At 69.8% G+C, this 16,637-nt stretch carries 12 protein-coding genes; 6 read left to right on the top strand and 6 right to left on the bottom strand.

Going from position 1 to position 16,637, the window contains the following annotated elements:
* The 3 genes from ACPXY0_RS12280 to ACPXY0_RS12290 are packed head-to-tail and all read right to left on the bottom strand — an operon-like array spanning position 1 to position 4,126.
* Entirely contained in the window at positions 1-1,575 is a 1,575-nt protein-coding gene (locus ACPXY0_RS12280) for a VTT domain-containing protein (RefSeq protein WP_423924945.1), read from the bottom strand.
* A complete protein-coding gene (locus ACPXY0_RS12285; RefSeq protein ID WP_423924947.1) occupies positions 1,575-2,750 on the bottom strand; it encodes a P1 family peptidase in 1,176 nt (391 codons plus the stop codon). The genes ACPXY0_RS12280 and ACPXY0_RS12285 overlap by 1 nt, the downstream gene beginning before the upstream one ends.
* 26 nt (positions 2,751-2,776) lie before the next feature.
* On the bottom strand, positions 2,777-4,126 hold the full coding sequence (locus tag ACPXY0_RS12290) for a transporter (protein ID WP_423924949.1): 1,350 nt from the start codon (positions 4,124-4,126) through the stop codon (positions 2,777-2,779).
* Positions 4,127-4,401: 275 nt separating this feature from the next.
* Here ACPXY0_RS12290 and ACPXY0_RS12295 point away from each other — a divergent pair, with 275 nt between their 5' ends.
* From ACPXY0_RS12295 to ACPXY0_RS12315, 5 genes are all read left to right on the top strand, one after another.
* Positions 4,402-6,120 (top strand): GMC oxidoreductase, encoded by a 1,719-nt coding sequence (locus tag ACPXY0_RS12295; protein ID WP_423930672.1) that lies wholly within the window; start codon positions 4,402-4,404, stop codon positions 6,118-6,120.
* Complete coding sequence (locus tag ACPXY0_RS12300) at positions 6,120-6,848, top strand: gluconate 2-dehydrogenase subunit 3 family protein (protein WP_423924951.1); 729 nt, start codon at positions 6,120-6,122, stop codon at positions 6,846-6,848. The genes ACPXY0_RS12295 and ACPXY0_RS12300 overlap by 1 nt, the downstream gene beginning before the upstream one ends.
* A 74-nt stretch (positions 6,849-6,922) precedes the next feature.
* Positions 6,923-8,272 carry a Gfo/Idh/MocA family protein gene (locus ACPXY0_RS12305; protein ID WP_423924953.1) on the top strand — a complete coding sequence of 450 codons (1,350 nt, stop codon included), beginning with the start codon at positions 6,923-6,925 and terminating at the stop codon, positions 8,270-8,272.
* A 7-nt stretch (positions 8,273-8,279) separates the two neighbouring features.
* The gene (locus ACPXY0_RS12310) at positions 8,280-10,043 is read left to right on the top strand and encodes a sodium:solute symporter family protein (RefSeq protein WP_423924955.1); all 1,764 of its coding nucleotides are present in this window, start codon (positions 8,280-8,282) and stop codon (positions 10,041-10,043) included.
* 117 nt (positions 10,044-10,160) lie between these two features.
* Positions 10,161-11,621, top strand: a complete 1,461-nt coding sequence (locus ACPXY0_RS12315) for a hypothetical protein (RefSeq protein WP_423924957.1) — start codon at positions 10,161-10,163, stop codon at positions 11,619-11,621.
* A gap of 1 nt (position 11,622) precedes the next feature.
* Here ACPXY0_RS12315 and ACPXY0_RS12320 read toward each other — a convergent pair whose 3' ends face one another.
* Complete coding sequence (locus tag ACPXY0_RS12320; RefSeq protein WP_423924959.1) at positions 11,623-12,423, bottom strand: hypothetical protein; 801 nt, start codon at positions 12,421-12,423, stop codon at positions 11,623-11,625.
* A gap of 29 nt (positions 12,424-12,452) precedes the next feature.
* Positions 12,453-13,829 carry a Gfo/Idh/MocA family protein gene (locus ACPXY0_RS12325; RefSeq protein WP_423924961.1) on the bottom strand — a complete coding sequence of 459 codons (1,377 nt, stop codon included), beginning with the start codon at positions 13,827-13,829 and terminating at the stop codon, positions 12,453-12,455.
* Positions 13,830-13,991: 162 nt separating this feature from the next.
* Between ACPXY0_RS12325 and ACPXY0_RS12330 the strand changes: the two genes are divergently transcribed.
* On the top strand, positions 13,992-15,194 hold the full coding sequence (locus ACPXY0_RS12330) for a TlpA family protein disulfide reductase (RefSeq protein ID WP_423924963.1): 1,203 nt from the start codon (positions 13,992-13,994) through the stop codon (positions 15,192-15,194).
* Positions 15,195-15,215: 21 nt separating this feature from the next.
* Here ACPXY0_RS12330 and ACPXY0_RS12335 read toward each other — a convergent pair whose 3' ends face one another.
* On the bottom strand, positions 15,216-16,622 hold the full coding sequence (locus ACPXY0_RS12335) for a cytochrome-c peroxidase (protein ID WP_423924965.1): 1,407 nt from the start codon (positions 16,620-16,622) through the stop codon (positions 15,216-15,218).
* Between the last annotated feature and the right edge of the window lie 15 nt (positions 16,623-16,637).

A 16,637-nucleotide genomic window follows, 5' to 3' on the forward strand; every position in this document is an offset into this window, starting at 1 on the left:
TTAGGGCGCGGGGGTGTCGGGGGAGGGCTCGACCTCGGCGAGCGCCTTGTCGAGTTCCCGGCGGGCGACGCGCGTGACGAGCACCACCACGGCGGCCGTCGCGAGCAGCCCCGCCACCCAAAGGGCCGTCTGCCCCCAGCCGGCGGCGCCCCCCGTGGCCTCCGCCACCTCCGCCCCGGCCGCCCCGATGTAGACGTACAGGAGCGTGCCGGGGAGCATCCCGGCGACCGATGCCGCGACGTACTGGTAGAACGTCACGCCGGTGAGGCCGTAGAAGTAGTTCTGCGCGCTGAACGGGAACACCGGAGAAAGCCGCGTCAGGAAGACGATGCGCCAGCCATGGGTTTCCACCGCGCGATCGATCGCTCGCAGCGCCGGACGGCCGGAGAGCAGTTTCTCCACGCGGTCCCGCATCACATAACGGGCGATCAGGAAGGAGAGCGCGGCGGCGACGTTCGCGGCCACGAACACGGTGAGCGCGCCCAACCCCAATCCGAAGGTGAGGCCCGCCGCGATAGTGAGCGCGGAGCCCGGAACGAAGAGCACGGCCAATAGCGTATACACGAGTCCGTAGAAAAAGGGACCCAGCCACCCCAGGCGCCCGGCGGTCTCCCGAAGCCAGTTCACGAGCCGCGCCAGGAACCCCGGCTCATCCTCGGAATCCGGCTGCGCGATGAGCGAAGCCACGACGAGCGCGGGTGGCGCGGATTCCCGGCTCGCGTCCGTCGAGAGGGCGTCGACCGTGTTCAGCGACCAGTCGTAGTCGGCGAAGTCGAAGGCGATCCCCGGATCCGCCTCGACCGCCGCCCGCACCTCGTCGGCCGCATAGCGCGCGATGAAGGCGGGAATGGACTCCGCCCCCGGCGCCCAGCCGGACGCCGTGAAATCGGACCCGTACCAGTCGAAGTACCGCGACAGTCGCAGCCGGCCGCCCTCGAGCGACACGTTGGCGGGGTCGGTGAGAAACGTCCGTGAGCGTTCCTCGAGCTGAGCTTCGAGCGCGGCTCCACTGAAGGCCCAGCGCGGGAGCGGCGCGCAGGAGAGCGAGGCGCAGTTCACCGCGAAGTGGATCCGGGGGTCGCGGAAGAACGGACGGAGGACGTTGTGCTCGATGTTGTCGAGCGTCAGCGACTGACCACCCACCGTCCACTCGAGGTCCGTCCACACCCCGTCGATCTCCCGGATCGACGCGACGCCGGGGTGATCGAGGATGGCCACCACCGTGAGCGCGTTGTAGGCGTTGATGAGGAACGCCATGAGTTCGGCGCGCTCGAAGGCGCCGAGGTCGGCCTCCGCCACCCGAGCCACGTAGGCATCGAGTTCGGCGCGCCGCGCGGACATGACCACGTAGTCGACGAGCCCGCCGCTCGTGCCGTCGCGCAGGAGACTGTCCCAGGCGGAGTGGTCGAAGCTCCCCGCCCCGCTCTCCAGCGCCCGTTCGACGGCCTCCGCCACGGCGCCCGTCGCGCGCTGGGCCGATGGCGCCGGGCACGCCGCCGCCCCCAGCGCCGCGGCACCCAGCAGGACCGCGGCCAAGGGGCCCGAAGTTCGCGTCACCTTGCGCCCGCAAGCCATCAGCGGCTCTCCAGTCGGTTGTGGGCCGCGAGGATCCGCCGCACTTCGTCGTGCGGCAGCCCCGGGACCATGTTCCCGTCGCGGCCCACCATCGTGCGGGCCGCGACCATGGCGTTCGTGATCGCCTCCTCCGTGGCCTGGGCCGTCGCGAGGAGGAGCGGCGATATGGCGTCGTTCGACATCATCTCTACTGTCGAGTTGTCACCCCGGTTCCACGCCCCGCTGTTGGCCGTCGAGAAGGCGATGAAGATGTCGCCGGAGCTGTTGGACCCGTACCCGCCCATGCGCCCGATCCCGATCGGGGCGCGCCGCGCCAGGCGCTTGAGCTGGTGCGGCAGCAGCGGGGCGTCGGTGGCGACGACGACGATGATCGAGCCGAGGCCGTCGAATTCGGACCCGCCCGCCGATCCTCCGGCGCCGCCCGCCGGGGTCCAATCGAGGAGTTCCTGCCCCACCGGCACGCCGGCGATGAGCAGTTCGGGACGGCGACCGTAGTTGCACTGCACGAGTACGCCGACCGTGTAGTCGCCCACGAGCCGGGAGGAGGTCCCGATCCCGCCCTTGAACGAGTTGCACACCATCCCGGTCCCGCCCCCCACCGAGCCTTCGGTGACGGGGCCGGACGAGGCGCTCTCGATCGCCGCGAAGACGTGCTCCTTCTTCACGTGGAAGCCGTTGATGTCGTTGAGACGCCCGTCCCACGTCTCGGCCACCACGGGGAGGCTCCACCAGATGCCGGGCGCGATGGGGTGGTTCGCCTCCGCGTCCCGCGACCACTCAATGGTCGCGGCGTGCACGTTTCCCACGCTGTGCGTATTCGTGATCATCACCGGACCTTCGAGGAACCCCGATTCCTCGACCCAGGTCGTCCCCGTCATCTCCCCGTTTCCGTTCAGCGAGTACCAGCCGGCGAAGACCGGCTCATATCCCCCGGTGCGAGGGATCACGGCCGTGACTCCGGTGCGCACCGGGCCCTCGCCGACGACGAGTGCGCCTTCGCCTTCGATGATCGTCGTGTGCCCGACCCGGACGCCGGCTACATCCGTGATCGCGTTCAGGCTGCCGGGGTCGCCGGGAAAGGGGATCCCGAGATCCCGGGCCCTCGGCGCCTCCTGGGCGACGAGCGGACTCCCGGCCAGACTCACGGCAACGAGCAGGAGTGACGAGAAACGCATGGGCATCTCCGCGTGAGGGAACTGCGCTATCTGAACGTGCCCTGAAGCCCGAGGGTGAATATGGCGTCCGGCCGCAGACCGAAGCCCTGGATCGGGAGAAGGGCGCTCGCGACCAGGACCATGTCGTTGCGGACCTGATACCTGATCCCCATGGCGAGGTCCAGGAGGTAGCGACCCGGCTCCGGGATGGACGACGCCTCGACGGTGAGGGGTGCGGCGCCCACGAAGGTGACGGAACCGGGCAGCGGGGGGTCCGGATCCGCCAGTTCCAATTGCGTGATCATCTCCGCGGCCACGGTGACCTCGTCCGTCACTCTGACGTCGAAGCCGACCGAACCGAGCACCGCGTCGCGGTCGAAGTTCCCCTCGCGCGCATTCTGCTCCCGCAGGAGATATCCCCCGTTCACGTGGGAAGAAAAGTCACCCCACCTCCGGGTGATGACCGCCAGCGCGCGCCCGCGGCCTTCGCCCGTGCCGAGCAGGTCTTCTTCCTGCCCGGTCGGGAAGGTGTAGTCGGCCAGCAGGGCGATCCCGAGTTCGGGCGGCGCGACGCCCACCTCGGTCCCCCCGGAGAGGTTCACCTTGACCCGGGCCGTGATGTCGCCGACACCCGTCGCCGAACCCCTCACCGACTTGCGCGCCTGGAGGACCGGGACCGCCTCGCTTCCGCCGAACCGGTGCGAGGAGGACGGGTCGAACGGAAGGATCCGGGCATCGGCCGTGCCCTCCAGCCTCGCCCGCACGACCGGAATGACGAAGCCGACGTCCATGAACGGCGTCAGCCCGGCGCTCACGACGCCGGTCGCGACGACGTAGTCCACGGCAAGGTTCGTGCGCACCTGGAGTACGTCCCGCTCGAACGCGGGCACCCCGAGCCCCGGATTCCGGCCCAGAGCGGGGCTGGTGTCATGGTGGAAGAAGTTGAGGAGAAGGGCGTCGGTCGGCACCCCCCCGAAGTTCGTGGTCTGAAAGGCGGTCGCCTCGAGACCCATGAAGAAGCGGCCCATCCCGAGCGTCTCGGCCCGCTCGGCGAAGACCGGCCCCAGCGAGGCGCTGCGTTCACCGTCGGACCAGATGCGCCCTGCCGCCATGGGGGGCCTTGGAAGGCCGCCGACGATCCCGGCGATACCGTCCTCGAGGAAGAGGAGCAGCGCGTCGTTGCGCGGCACGAGGTCGCGCCGGAAGTGGACGCCGTGCGTGGCGCCCGACTCCCCGGCCGACATGGCCGCCGGGTCCATGCAGAGGGAGACGCCGCACTCGCCGAACACGAACAGGTCCGACAGGAGTTCGGTCAACGTCTGCGCCGCGGCCGGCCGGGCCGTGATGAACGCCAGCGCCAGGACAGCCAGCGCCCGCGCAGCGGCTCGTCTGTGCATCTCGCCTCCCCTGGAGTTCCCATGGAGTTCCCATGGTGGACCGGCTGAAGGTTCGCCGCCTCGTCGGGCGCGGCAAGGCGAGCGGCGCGCAACGAATCCGCCGGGCGTGGCGATTGCCGTCCCGGGGGATTGACCACCGGCGGCCCTCGCGCCCATCGTCGCCCATGTCCTCAGCCCATCGCACCATCGGAACGCCCCACGCCGCGCCGACGTTAACCCGACAGAGCAGCGACGCGCACGACGTGATCGTCGTGGGCTCCGGCGCCGGGGGCGGCATGGCCGCCTACGTACTCGCGTGTCACGGCGTCCGCGTACTGCTCCTCGAAGCGGGGCGGGACTACGATCCCGTGTCGGAGACCCCGATGTTCCAGACCCCCGCGGACGCGCCGCTGCGGGCCGCGGGGACCGCCGACAAGCCGTTCGGCTTCTACGACGCGACGGTCGACGGCGGCTGGCGGGTGCCCGGCGAGCCCTACACCAGCGCCGAGGGCGTGAACTTCATGTGGTGGCGGTCGCGCATGCTGGGTGGGCGGACGAACCACTGGGGCCGCATCTCCCTCCGCATGGGCCCGTACGACTTCAAGCCCTACAGCCGGGACGGGCTAGGGTTCGACTGGCCGATGACATACGAGGACCTCTCGCCGTGGTACGACCGCACCGAGGCGCTGGTCGGCGTCTACGGCTCCAACGAGGGGCTCGAGAATACGCCCGACTCCTCCGACGGCATCCTCCAGCCCGCGCCCGCGCCGCGCGCCTACGAACTGCTCACGAAAAAAACCTGCGACGGGCTCCGGATCCCCGTCATCCCCGCCCACCTCGCGATCCTCACGCAGCAGCAGGACGCGGACCGGCTGTCGACCATGCTGTGGCCGAACAACGCGACCGCCCGCCGGGTGACGCGCGACTCCATGCGAAGCCGAGCGGCCTGCTACTGGGCGACCCCGTGCGGCCGCGGCTGCTCGATCAAGGCCAACTTCCAGTCGACGACCGTCTGCCTGCCGCCGGCTCAGGCGACCGGCAACCTCACGACGATCACCGACGCGATGGTGCGCGAGGTGACGATCGATGAGCGAGGCCGGGCCACGGGCGTCCATTACATCGACAAGAAGCTGCGCGCCGACCGCCACGTCTCGGCACCCGTGGTCGTCCTCGCCGCCAGCGCCTGCGAGTCGGCGCGGATTCTCCTCAACTCCCGCACCTCCCTCTTCCCCGATGGCCTCGCCAACGGGAGCGGGCTCGTCGGCAAGTACGTGATGGACACGGTGGGCGCGGGCGTCTCCGGGCAGATTCCAGCGCTCGAGAACCTGCCTCGCCACGCCGAGGAGGGGGCCTCGGCCATGCACATGTACATGCCGTGGTGGCTGTACGGAGACCAGGACGCCGGACGCCTCGATTTCGCCCGCGGCTACCACATCGAGTTCGGCGGAGGGCAGAGGATGCCGGGTTACGGCGCCTTCAGCGGTATCGAGCCGCTCACGGAGGGCGCGTATGGCCAGCGCTTCAAGGAGGAGTGCCGTCGCTACTACGGGTCGTTCATGAACTTCGACGGCCGCGGGGAGATGATCCCCAACGAGGACAGCTACTGCGAGATCGATCCCGACGTGGTCGATCAGTGGGGCATCCCCGTGCTCCGGTTCCACTGGAAGTGGTCGGAGCACGAGTTGAATCAGGCCGTTCACATGCAGCGGACGTTCGCCGGGATCATCGAGGAGATGGGCGGGCGAGTGCTGTCGACCGTGCAGACCGACGGGGCCCGCGCCATCGCGGCGCCCGGACAGATCATTCACGAGGTGGGCGGGGTCCGCATGGGAGACGGGCCGGAGAATTCCGTGCTGAACCAGTACTGCCAGTCCTGGGAGGTTCCCAACCTGTTCGTGATGGACGGCGGCCCCTTCGTCTCCAACGCGGACAAGAACCCGACGCTCTCCATCATGGCGGTCGCGTGGCGGTCGTCGGAGTACCTCGTGGAGCAGCTCCGGCAGGGGAACCTCTGATGTCCGAGCACGTCGACCAGCCGGGCCGGGAAGCGGGCGGCCGGGACGCGGCCGAGGGGCTGACCCGGCGCAGGGCGCTGCAGGTGCTCGCGGCCGGGGCCGCGGGGGCGGCGGCGCTTCCCGCCGCGGCGTGCGCGGACGGACCCGAGTCCGGCATGCCCTCACCGGAGGATGCGGCCGCGCTGCACGGCGCCACGAGCGGCGGCAACCCCCGAGCCGCCGGCACGCCGACCGATCCGGACCTCGTCTCGCCCTTCGTGTGGTGGGATCTCCTGCTCACCGAGGACGAACTCGCCACGCTCGCCGCCATCTGCGACGTCATTATCCCCGAGGACGAACATTCGCCGGGCGCGGCCGCGCTCGGAGCCCACGCCTTCATCGACGAATGGGTGAGCGCGCCGTACGACGGGAACCGAAACGATCTGACGCTCGTGCGGGGCGGCCTGGTGTGGCTGGACATCGAGTCGGCCGAGCGCTTCGGCGGGCGCTTCACCGACCTCACGCTCGATCAGAAGCACGCGATCTGCGATGACATCTGCTGGGTGGAGAACGCGACCCCGGAATACCGGGTCGCGGCCCGTTTCTTCGATCGCGTTCGCGACCTCACGTCGACGGCGTTCTGGACCACGGCGGAGGGGATGGCCGATCTCGGCTTCGTGGGCAACCGACCCCTTCCCCGCTTCGACGGCCCGCCCCCTGAGGTCCTCGAACGCCTGGGTCTGGCCTAGCCGTCGCCGGCGCGAGACCCTTCAGTAGTTTGCCAGGTTCCCCGCACAAAGGTTTCCCCGGAATGAGGCCCAGCATGACGTCGAAAAACAACTTCTCGCGGCGTGACTTCGTTCGGGCGTCGGGCACGGCCGGCCTCGGTCTGTCCATCATTCCCCGCCACGTCCTCGGCGGCCGCCATCATCGCGCACCCAGCGACACGTTGAACGTCGCGCACATCGGCGTGGGCGGCATGGGCGGCGGAGATGTTCGGGGGATGGCGGGTGTCGGCGAGAACATCTACGCCCTCTGCGATGTCGACGAGCGGCAGGCGTCCGGCTCCTGGAGCGCCTTCCCGCGCGCGAAGCGGTACCGCGACTTCCGAACCATGCTCTGGGAAGAGGCCGAGAACATCGACGCGGTCGTGATCTCGACGCCCGACCATACGCATACCGCGGCAGGCATGATGTCGCTCTCGCTGGGGAAGCCGACCCGCATCCAGAAGCCTCTCGCGACCACCATCTGGGAGGTGCGCCAGCTGATGGCGGCCGCCGAGCGGGCGGGGGTCGCGACCCAGATGGGGAACCAGGGCCACGCCGAGGACGGCACGCGACAGATCCGGGAATGGTACGAGGCGGGAGCCATCGGGGAGATCCGGAGGGTCGAGTACTGGACCAACCGCCCCATCTGGCCGCAGGCCATTCGCCGGCCGACGGAAGCCCACCACGCGCCCCCGACGCTGGATTGGGATCTCTGGCTCGGCCCCGCCGCCGACCGTCCCTACCATCCTGCGTATGCCCCGTTCAACTGGCGCGGCTGGTGGGACTTCGGGACCGGCGCGCTGGGCGACATCGCGTGTCACGCCATGGACGCCGCATTCTGGACCTTCGACCTCGGCACCCCGGAGCGGGTCTCGGCCGAGTCGACGACGCTGTTCCCCGAAACCGCGCCGGCCGCGTCGCGCATCGAGTACGACTTTCCGGCCCGCGGCGACCGGCCCGCGGTGAAAGTGGTGTGGCGCGACGGCAACCTCTCGCCGCCGCGGCCGGAGGAAGTCCCGGACGATGCGCGCTGGCCCCTCGAGGCGAGCGGGCAGATCTGGATCGGGACTGATGGGACGCTCTTCGCGGGCATCTATGGAGAGAACCCGAGGCTGCTCGACGCCGCGCGGGATGCGGAGATCCGGGCCAACCCGCCGGCGGAGAAGTACCCGCGCACGGACGGCGTGTATGCGGAGTTCGCCGCCGCCTGCAAGGACGGCCCGCCCGCCGGGTCGAACTTCGTCGAGCACGCGGGGCCGCTCACCGAGATGGTGCTGTTCGGCAACCTCTCCGTGCGCAGCGGTCGGGAGGTCCGCATCGACCCCCACACGGGCGAGATCCTCGACGGCGTGTCGATCCCCGAGCGTTATGTGAAGGCCAACTACCGTTCGGGTTGGGGGTGGTAGGACTCTCGTGCAGCTGAACGGTCTCGACTGGATCGTCCTCGCCGCCTACGGCGCCGTGGCCCTCGCGGTCGGGCTCTGGTTCGCCCGGCGCGCCGGCGCGGGCACCGACGAGTTCTTCCTCGCCGGCCGCAACCTCCCCTGGTGGCTCCTCGGGACCTCGATGGTCGCCACCACTTTCTCGACGGATACCCCCAACCTCGTCGCGGACCTCGTCCGTAACGGAGGCGTGAGCGGGAACTGGGTCTGGTGGGCGTTCCTGATCACCGCGATGTGCACGACGTTCTTCTACGCCAAACTCTGGCGACGATCAGGCGTCTTCACCGACGTCGGCTTCTACGAACTCCGCTATTCGGGGCGCCCCGCCTCGTTCCTGCGCGGGTTCCGGGCCCTCTATCTGGGCGTATTCTTCAACGTCGTCATCATGGCCACCGTTACGCTCGCCGCGATCAAGATCGCCGGTGTGCTGCTGGGGGCCGACAAGTACACCACCGTCCTCGTCGCGGGCACCGTGGCCGCCCTTTACTCGGCCACTTCCGGTCTGTGGGGCGTCGTCGTCACCGACCTCCTGCTCTTCACCATCGCGATGGTGGGGGCCGTCGCCGCGGCGTACTACGCGCTCTCGCAGCCCGCGGTCGGGGGTCTGGCGGGACTCGTCACACACCCGGGGATCGCACCGAACCTGTCGATGCTGCCCGACTTCTCAGACTGGCGGACGGCGGCGATGGTGTTCGTCATCCCGATCGCCGTGCAGTGGTGGGCGAGCTGGTATCCCGGCGCCGAACCCGGCGGTGGCGGGTACACGGCACAGCGGATGCTCGCGGCCCGCGACGAGCGCGATGCCATGCGCGCCACGCTGTGGTTCAACATCGCGCACTACGCGCTCAGGCCGTGGCCGTGGATTCTCGTCGGCCTAGCCTCGATCGCCGTGTATCCCACGCTCGAATCGATCGGGGCGGCCTTCCCCAACCTCGACCCGAGCATCCTGGGGCACGACCTCGCCTACCCGGCGATGCTCGTCTTCCTGCCGCACGGCCTGCTCGGGCTGGTCGTCGCCTCCCTCGCGGCGGCCTATATGTCGACCATCTCCACGCACCTGAACTGGGGCTCGTCCTACATCGTCGACGATTTCTACCGCCGGTTTGTCGCCCGCGACCGGAACGAGGCCCACTACGTCCGCGTGGGCCGGATCTCCACAGGGGTGCTCATCGCCCTTTCCGCCGCGCTCGCCCTCTTCCTCGACAGCGCGAAGCAGGCGTTCGAGTTGATCCTTCTGCTGCACGCCGGGAGCGGGCTGATCTTCCTGCTCCGCTGGTTCTGGTGGCGGGTGAACGCGTGGTCGGAGATCTCGGGCATGGCGGTGTCGGCGATGGTCGCGCTCTGGTTCCCGCTCTTCCACGAGCGGGTGGGGCTCCCGGCGCTCGATTCCGCGGTCCGGCTCCTGCTCGGCGTCGGGGTGACCACGATGGTGTGGCTGCTCGTAACGTTCCTCACCCGCCCCACGGATACGCGGACGCTGCAGACGTTCTACGACCGTATCCGCCCGTTCCCGCGCGGGTGGCGAAAAGCCGTCCACACCCAGCCCGGCAAGGCAGGGAGCCTGGCTGCGGGGCTAGCGGCGTGGGGCCTGGGCTGCGCGACCGTGTATGCGGCTCTCTTCGCCACCGGGATGGCCTTGTATGGCCAGACCGCCGAGGCGATCGGTTTCGGCCTCGTGGCCGTCGCCGCCGGCGTGGGCCTGTTTCGAACCCTCCCCCGCGTCGGCTTCGACTGACCAGACTCGGGGAACGCCCCACCTTCCGCGTCCCCCATGAGCCGTCCCCGCGCGTCACGGATCGCGCACCTGGTTCGTCTATGGGACAGGTGCAGATCCAACTCCCGGGAGGCAGCGATGACGGCGAACCAGCTCAGGCGCTTGGCTGTGGGCACCATCCTGGCGGCTTGCTCCGCCTTCGCCGGACAGGCGGCGGCACAGCTGATTCCGATCCGCACTGTACCGGTCGCGACCGGCGACCAGTTCCTGACGACGCCTTCGATGAACTTCGGGATGGCTGGGCTCACCTACGCGGTGGACGACTCCATCGCCGACGGATGGTCGAACCCGGCCAAGGGCGCGCTCCTCTCCGAATCCTCGCTCCTCAGCGCTCCCGTCTACTACGGGATCTCCAACGGGGGTGGAGGCGGCCTCACCTTTCCGGCCACCGGATTGGTCGCGGGCGAGAAGTGGTTCGGAGGAGTCACCGCCGCGCTCCAGGAGGTCGACAACGCCCAGACCGATGGCCGCTTGTGGACGGGCGGCGCCGACCGGCTGTCCGATGTTTCGGCGCGCAATGTGTACGCCGGCGGCTTCGTCGGCCGGAGGCTGGGATCCGGCGGGTGGTCTCTCGGGGTCGGCGCCGGCACGGCGCGCCTCGAGGCCATGGATGGGGTGGACCTGCTCTACGCGGGCGCGGAGCGCATAGAACAGTCCGGCTCGATACACGACCTCAGGCTCGGCGTCTACCGCGAGTCGGGCCGGGACCGCGCTTCCGCCGTTCTCGTGCGCAACGCGGTCTCGATGACCCATGACGTGACCTACCTTGACGTGACATCGACAGGGTCACCCCCGGCGCGGCAGAGCGTGCCCAGAATCGAGACGAACCTGGACCGCACCCGCACGTGGGGGGTGCAGCTGGCCTGGGACCGCCGCCTGCGCGCGCCCGGCTGGCGCATCGGCACTTCCCTGACGGCCAACCGCAAGTCACACCCCAAGATCCCCAACTACAACATCCAGAACATTCCGCGGGACCCTGGCAACAGCACGGCCTGGGAACTGGGCTTCGGCATCGCCCGCTCACTGGACGGCACCACGGCGGGGCTGGACGTGGCGCTTCAGCCGATCCGGAGCGACACCTGGCAGGAGGCGGAGGACCCGGTCGAGACGACGAACGGGGCCACGATCCCGTCGGGCGGCAGGACGATCGAGAACGACTTCTCGTTCCTGAACGTGCGGCTGCGGGTCGGAGTGGCGCACGAGTTCGAGAAGGTGGGAGTGAGATTGGGGCTCGAGGGCCGGTCCTACGACTACACGCTCGAGCAGACGAACAACGTGAACGGCGAATTCAGGACGCAGGACGAGTCCTGGATCGAGTGGACCCCCGCGGTGGCGGCGGTCTTCCGGCTCCGGGGCGTGGATCTGCATTACGGGGTGCGTCTGACCAAGGGCACCGGCCACCCGGGCGTGGATCGCGGAATCGTGGTGAACTCCCCGGACAGCGGGGGCGATTTCGTCGTCGCCCCGGAGGGGCCGCTGACGCTGGCGGACGCCACCGTGCACACACACCAGTTCTGGGTGCGCATCCCGATCCGCTGAGTCAGGGGACGATCTCGAGGTGGTCCACGAGGAGGATGTGCCCCGGCGGGCCCCACCCGTCGAGGGAGATGCGGTCGATCCCTGCGGCGACCTCCACGACGACGCGTTCGGCCCGGAAGCGGGCGCGCCCGCCCGGGCTGTACGTCGCCTGCCCCGCGTCAGGGTTTCCGTCCGTCCCGTACCGCGTATCGGGTGAGTGCGCCGCGGCACCCGTCGGCAGGCGCTCGCCTCCGCTCCAGACGATCACCAGGAAGCTATCGATGAGGTCGGGGCCGAACAGGGTGAAGGCCACCCTTCGCGGACGCCCGGGGAAGTCGAGATGCGTCACCCCGACTTCGAGTCCCTGATCGCCGGAGAGCGGCGGGCCCAGCGCGTGCCTCGAAGCCTTCGGCGGGAGGTACCCGCCCGCGTCGAGCACATGGGGTCGGGTGGCGTGGGCCGTGTACGAGTAGAAGGAGAGCACGAGACCCTGATCGCGCCACTCCTCCGCCACCGCGGCGTTGGATTCCACCGGACGGCCATCGCCGTAGGTCTCGAACTCGATCCGCGCGGGCTCGTACGCAGGGGCCCGACCGCCCTCCGAAGGGGAGGGGTCGCCGTCCCCGCCCACTCCGGGCGCGCCCGGGGCGGCGCCTTGCGCCGATAGCGGCGGGGGCATGCGGCTCGGCAGCTCCGGCGGCGGCGGGCTCGGGGCCGCGACCTCCCAGCGGGGGCGGAAGCCCAGCGAGCGCAGCCCAGCGTACGCGGCCGCGAGAGCCAGCCCGGTCAGGGTGAGGGCGGCCAGGCCGCGCAGCGCGCGCACGACGAGAGGCCGCCGGCGCCGACGCGCGGTCAGGCCTCGACCACGCCGAGCTGCGGCCAGGTCTCCCACCGTCCGCGGGTGAAGTCCGGGAAGTCCACCGGCCGGCTCCGGTCCGCCACGGACGACTCGCTCACGGCGCAAACCGCCGACAGCGCCGCCCCGTCGTACACGTTCATGTCCGTGGGCAGGCCCTCGCGCAAACACTTGATGAGCCGGTAGTCCTCGAGGTAGTCCATGCTCCCGTGTCCGCGGTCCGCCCCGGCCCCGGCCATCTCGCGCCACAGCGGGTGCTCGAACTCCTCGAGGTAGTCCTCCGCGGGGTCCCAGCGGTGTCCCTCGCTGCGGCCCTCGATGTACACGCGCTCGGGATAGCCCTGGAACAGGCCGCGCGTCCCCTGGACGAGGTGGATCCGCGAATACGGACGCGGGAGGTTCGTGTCGTGAGAGACGTAGATCGTCCGTCCGAGGACAGTCTTGATGAGGGTGACGTTCACGTCGCCGAGCGTGAAGGTCTCATTGCGCTCCGGCGCCCCCTCGGGGAAGTGTTCGCGCGCGAAATCCTGGAGACCGCGCGAGGGGCCGCTCATGGAGACCGCGTAGTCGAAGCGGTCCCCGCGGTTAATGTCCATGCAGTTCGCGATCGGCCCCAGGCCGTGTGTGGGATAGAGGTTCCCGTCCCTCGTCTTCGAGTGCTCACGCCGCCACAGCCCCTCGCCGGTGTCGGCGAACTTGATGGCGCGCAGATCGTGCAGGTAGCCGCCCTCCCCGTGCAGGATCTCCCCGAAGAGGCCCCGTCGCACCATGTGGAAGACCATCATCTCCCAGCGCCCGTAGTTCACGTTCTCCATCATCACGCAGTGGCGCGCGGTGTTCTCGGCGGTCTCCACGAGCCGCCAGCAGTCCTCCATCGTGTACGCCGCCGGGACCTCGGTCGCCGCGTGCTTCCCGTGCTCCATGGCGGCCACGCAGACGGGGACGTGCCATCGCCACGGCGTCGCCGCATAGACGAGATCGAGATCCTCGGCCTCGCACATGCGGATGAAGTCCGTCTCCCCGCGCGTGTACAATGTCGGTTCGCGTCCACCGGCCTCCACGACCCAGTCGCGGGCGCGCTCCGCGTGCTCGGGCCGGACGTCGCAGAGGGCCGCCAGTTCGACGCCCTCGATGTCGAGGAGGTTCCGGACGTGGACCGACCCCATGCCGCCGACCCCCACGAAGCCGATCCTCACGGTCTCGATCGGCGGCGCGGCGAAAAGCGCCTCGGGCGCCGCCCCGGACACCGGCGAGTCTTGCGCCGCCGATGTGTCGTCGCCCTCGCGGCACCCGGAGAGTACGGCCGCGCCGGCCCCCAGGGCTCCGAGCTTGAGGAGCGTCCTGCGGTCGATGCTGTTCGATTCGGGTCTCATCTCGCTCATTCTCCAGCGGTGCGGGTGATTCGCGGCCCGGACGGCCGTCGTCCCGGGGTCGCCCGTCGTCCCGGACGATGGGCCGCGACTTTGCCACGGACGGCCCGGCGTGACATATCGAATCTGTCTCAACTTCCAATCGAATGGGAGAAGATCGCAAACATGACCTCCGGCGGACTCCGGCGAACGAAGGGGATCGGTGTGGCCGTGGCCCTCGCGGCGGCGCTGAGCGCTTCCTGTGCGGACCCGCCGAGGGCACGCGACCGGTTCCTCGCCTCCGCCGAGGCCATCGAACGGCTCGAGAGCCTCATCTACGAGTACTCGTACGAGGGGTCGGGGAGCGCCGCGGGTTCCTTCACCGGCCTGGTCCGGCTCGTGCGTCCCGCGGGCGGGCCGTCGCTCTACCGGGCAGAACTTCGGCCCTCGCCGTCGTGGGACCCCCGGGAGGCCACGGACGACCCCGCGCCCGCCCTGATCCTGTCGGGAGGCGGCGATCCTGTCGCCGCGCGCGACGAAGCGCTCGCGCGTTTCAGCTACGGCACGATCTCGGGCGGCTCCGGGCATCTCGTCGCGAACGCCGCCTTCGCGGTGCTCTCCGAGTTCACGGAAGCGACTCCTTTCGAGGCGGAACTCGCGGACGAATTCGAACTCGTCAGCCAGGAGACGGTCGGCGGCATCCTGTGCGACGTGCTGCGGGGCACGAGCGACGAGTTCGGGCCTGCGCGCGTGTGGTGGCACATCGGGGTCGTGGACGACCTGCCCCGCGCCTTCCGCTGGGAGTCGGAGGACGGGAGCGGAGCACTCGCGTTCGAGATTCGGCGACTGGAGATCGATCCGCCCACCTCGCCCGGGCAACTCGCGATCCGGGTGGACGTGACCACTCCCGACGCCGAGCAGGTCTTCGAGGAGGACGAGCGGGCGCTCGTCCCCGGCGTGCCGGCGCCCGACTGGCGTCTCCCCGCGGCGGAGGGTGCGTCGCTTCGCCTCTCCCAACTCCGGGGAGAGATCGTGGTGCTGAACTTCTGGTCGAGTTGGTGCATCCCCTGCCGAGACCTCGCGACCGAGTACGGCGCCGTGTCACGGCGGTTCGCGGACGCCGGGGTTCGTTTCCTGGCTCTCAACGGGTGGGAGAGCGCGGAAGCCGACGCGTCCCGGACGCTGCGGGAATGGGGACTCGACGTCCCGATCCTGCTCCACGCGGAGCGGATCGCCGCCGACTACAAGCTGATCTCGCCGCCCGCGCTGTATGTCGTCGACGCCCGCGGCGACCTCGCGCTGGTCAGGAACCCCGCTCAGGACGATCCGGAATCCGGGGCGGGGGAGCTGGAACGGGTGATCCGGTCGCTCCTCGATGGGAGCGACTGACCCCGGGCTGACTCCGGGGGGCTACTTGTCGATGGGCAGCCCGCTCGGGACGGTGGCCGGGGCGAGGTGCGAGAGGTCGCGCGCCGCCTCATCCGTCAGCGACTCCAGGAAGGCGACGAGGTCGTCCGCCCCCGCGTCGTCGAAGGTGATGGGGATCAGGATCGTGTCCCGCGTGGCCAGGATCTCGTCGAAGTTGTTGAGCAGCGTGGGCTGGAGAGCGGGCTCCACCTGCGACACGTCGTACTCCATGAGGCGGTTGTCGATGCTGTCGTAGTGCACGACGATCGCCCTCAGCGTGGCGAACTGCCCCGCATGCCCATAGGGCGCGGTCAACTCGACGTTGCGCATGGGGGGCGTCTTGAAGAGTCGCCGGTGCGCGGGGTCTCCCGTGACCCGCTCGCGCCCGAAGTCGTCGTTCCCGCCGGGCCCGTCACCCAGTCCCGGGCCGATCTGCGGGATGGCAGCGTTGTGATGTTCGTTGTTCCGGTCGTCGAACTGGTCCGTGTCGTGACACTGCATGCAGCGGATCGTCATGAAGCTCTTGGCGCCGCGCAGCGCCGAGTCGCCGAGCTGGTCGTCGTCCCCCCTCAGGAAACGGTCCCAGGGCGTGTCGATGAACGTGAGGTCGGAGACGTAGAAGCCCGCGATCGAGTTGGCCGCGTGCGCGAACGTCATATCCTCGAAAGGAGTGCCGGGATAGGCGGCCTCGAACATCTCCCGGTATTCCCCCATCTCGCCCAGCCGCGCCATGAGACCCGCCCACACGCCGGTGAAATCGTCGTCGTCCAGCGCCGACAGTTCGTTCCCGTCGCCCGAGCCCCGCATCTCCTTGCGCCGCAGGACCGGGATCATGGGCTGCGCCGAGAGCGCGCCGAACTCGAACACCGCCTGCATCTCCGGCGTCAGCTGGTCCCCGGCCTCGGTCGAGATCGATCCGTCCTCCAACTCCTCCACGAACCCGTCCCAGAAGAACTGCGTCGAGAGGTGAAGGTTGAAGAGCGCGGGCGAGTTCCGGGGGATGAACTCGCCCCCGGGGTGCGTGCGGTCCGGCCCCAGCCCGCTCCCCCCGACGCCGATCGAGAGGGACCGGCCGTCCCCGGTGGCGAAGCTGGGCAGGTGGCAGGTCATGCACGACATGTCGCGATTCCCGCTCAGGATCCGGTCGAACGCCAGGCTCCGGCCGAGTTCCACGAGTTCGGGGCGCACGGGAGGCGGCGGTTCGAGTGGATCGAGGTTCCGGTGATCCACGAGGAGGCGCACCGTGTCGATGAGCATGGCGCGCACCTCCGCGGGAGAGGGAGGCGGCGGCTCCGGCGGCGGCCCGGGGGGCGGGTTCGGCGGGCCGACGGAGTTGTCGCCGCAGGCGCCGATTCCGAGCAGGATTCCCGCGACCGCAATCGCCAGTGACAGCCGGGTGCGATTCAGCACGTGAGCGACTCCCCG

Origin of the sequence: Candidatus Palauibacter sp., from assembly GCF_965237495.1 — a bacterium.
Lineage (GTDB): Bacteria > Gemmatimonadota > Gemmatimonadetes > Palauibacterales > Palauibacteraceae > Palauibacter.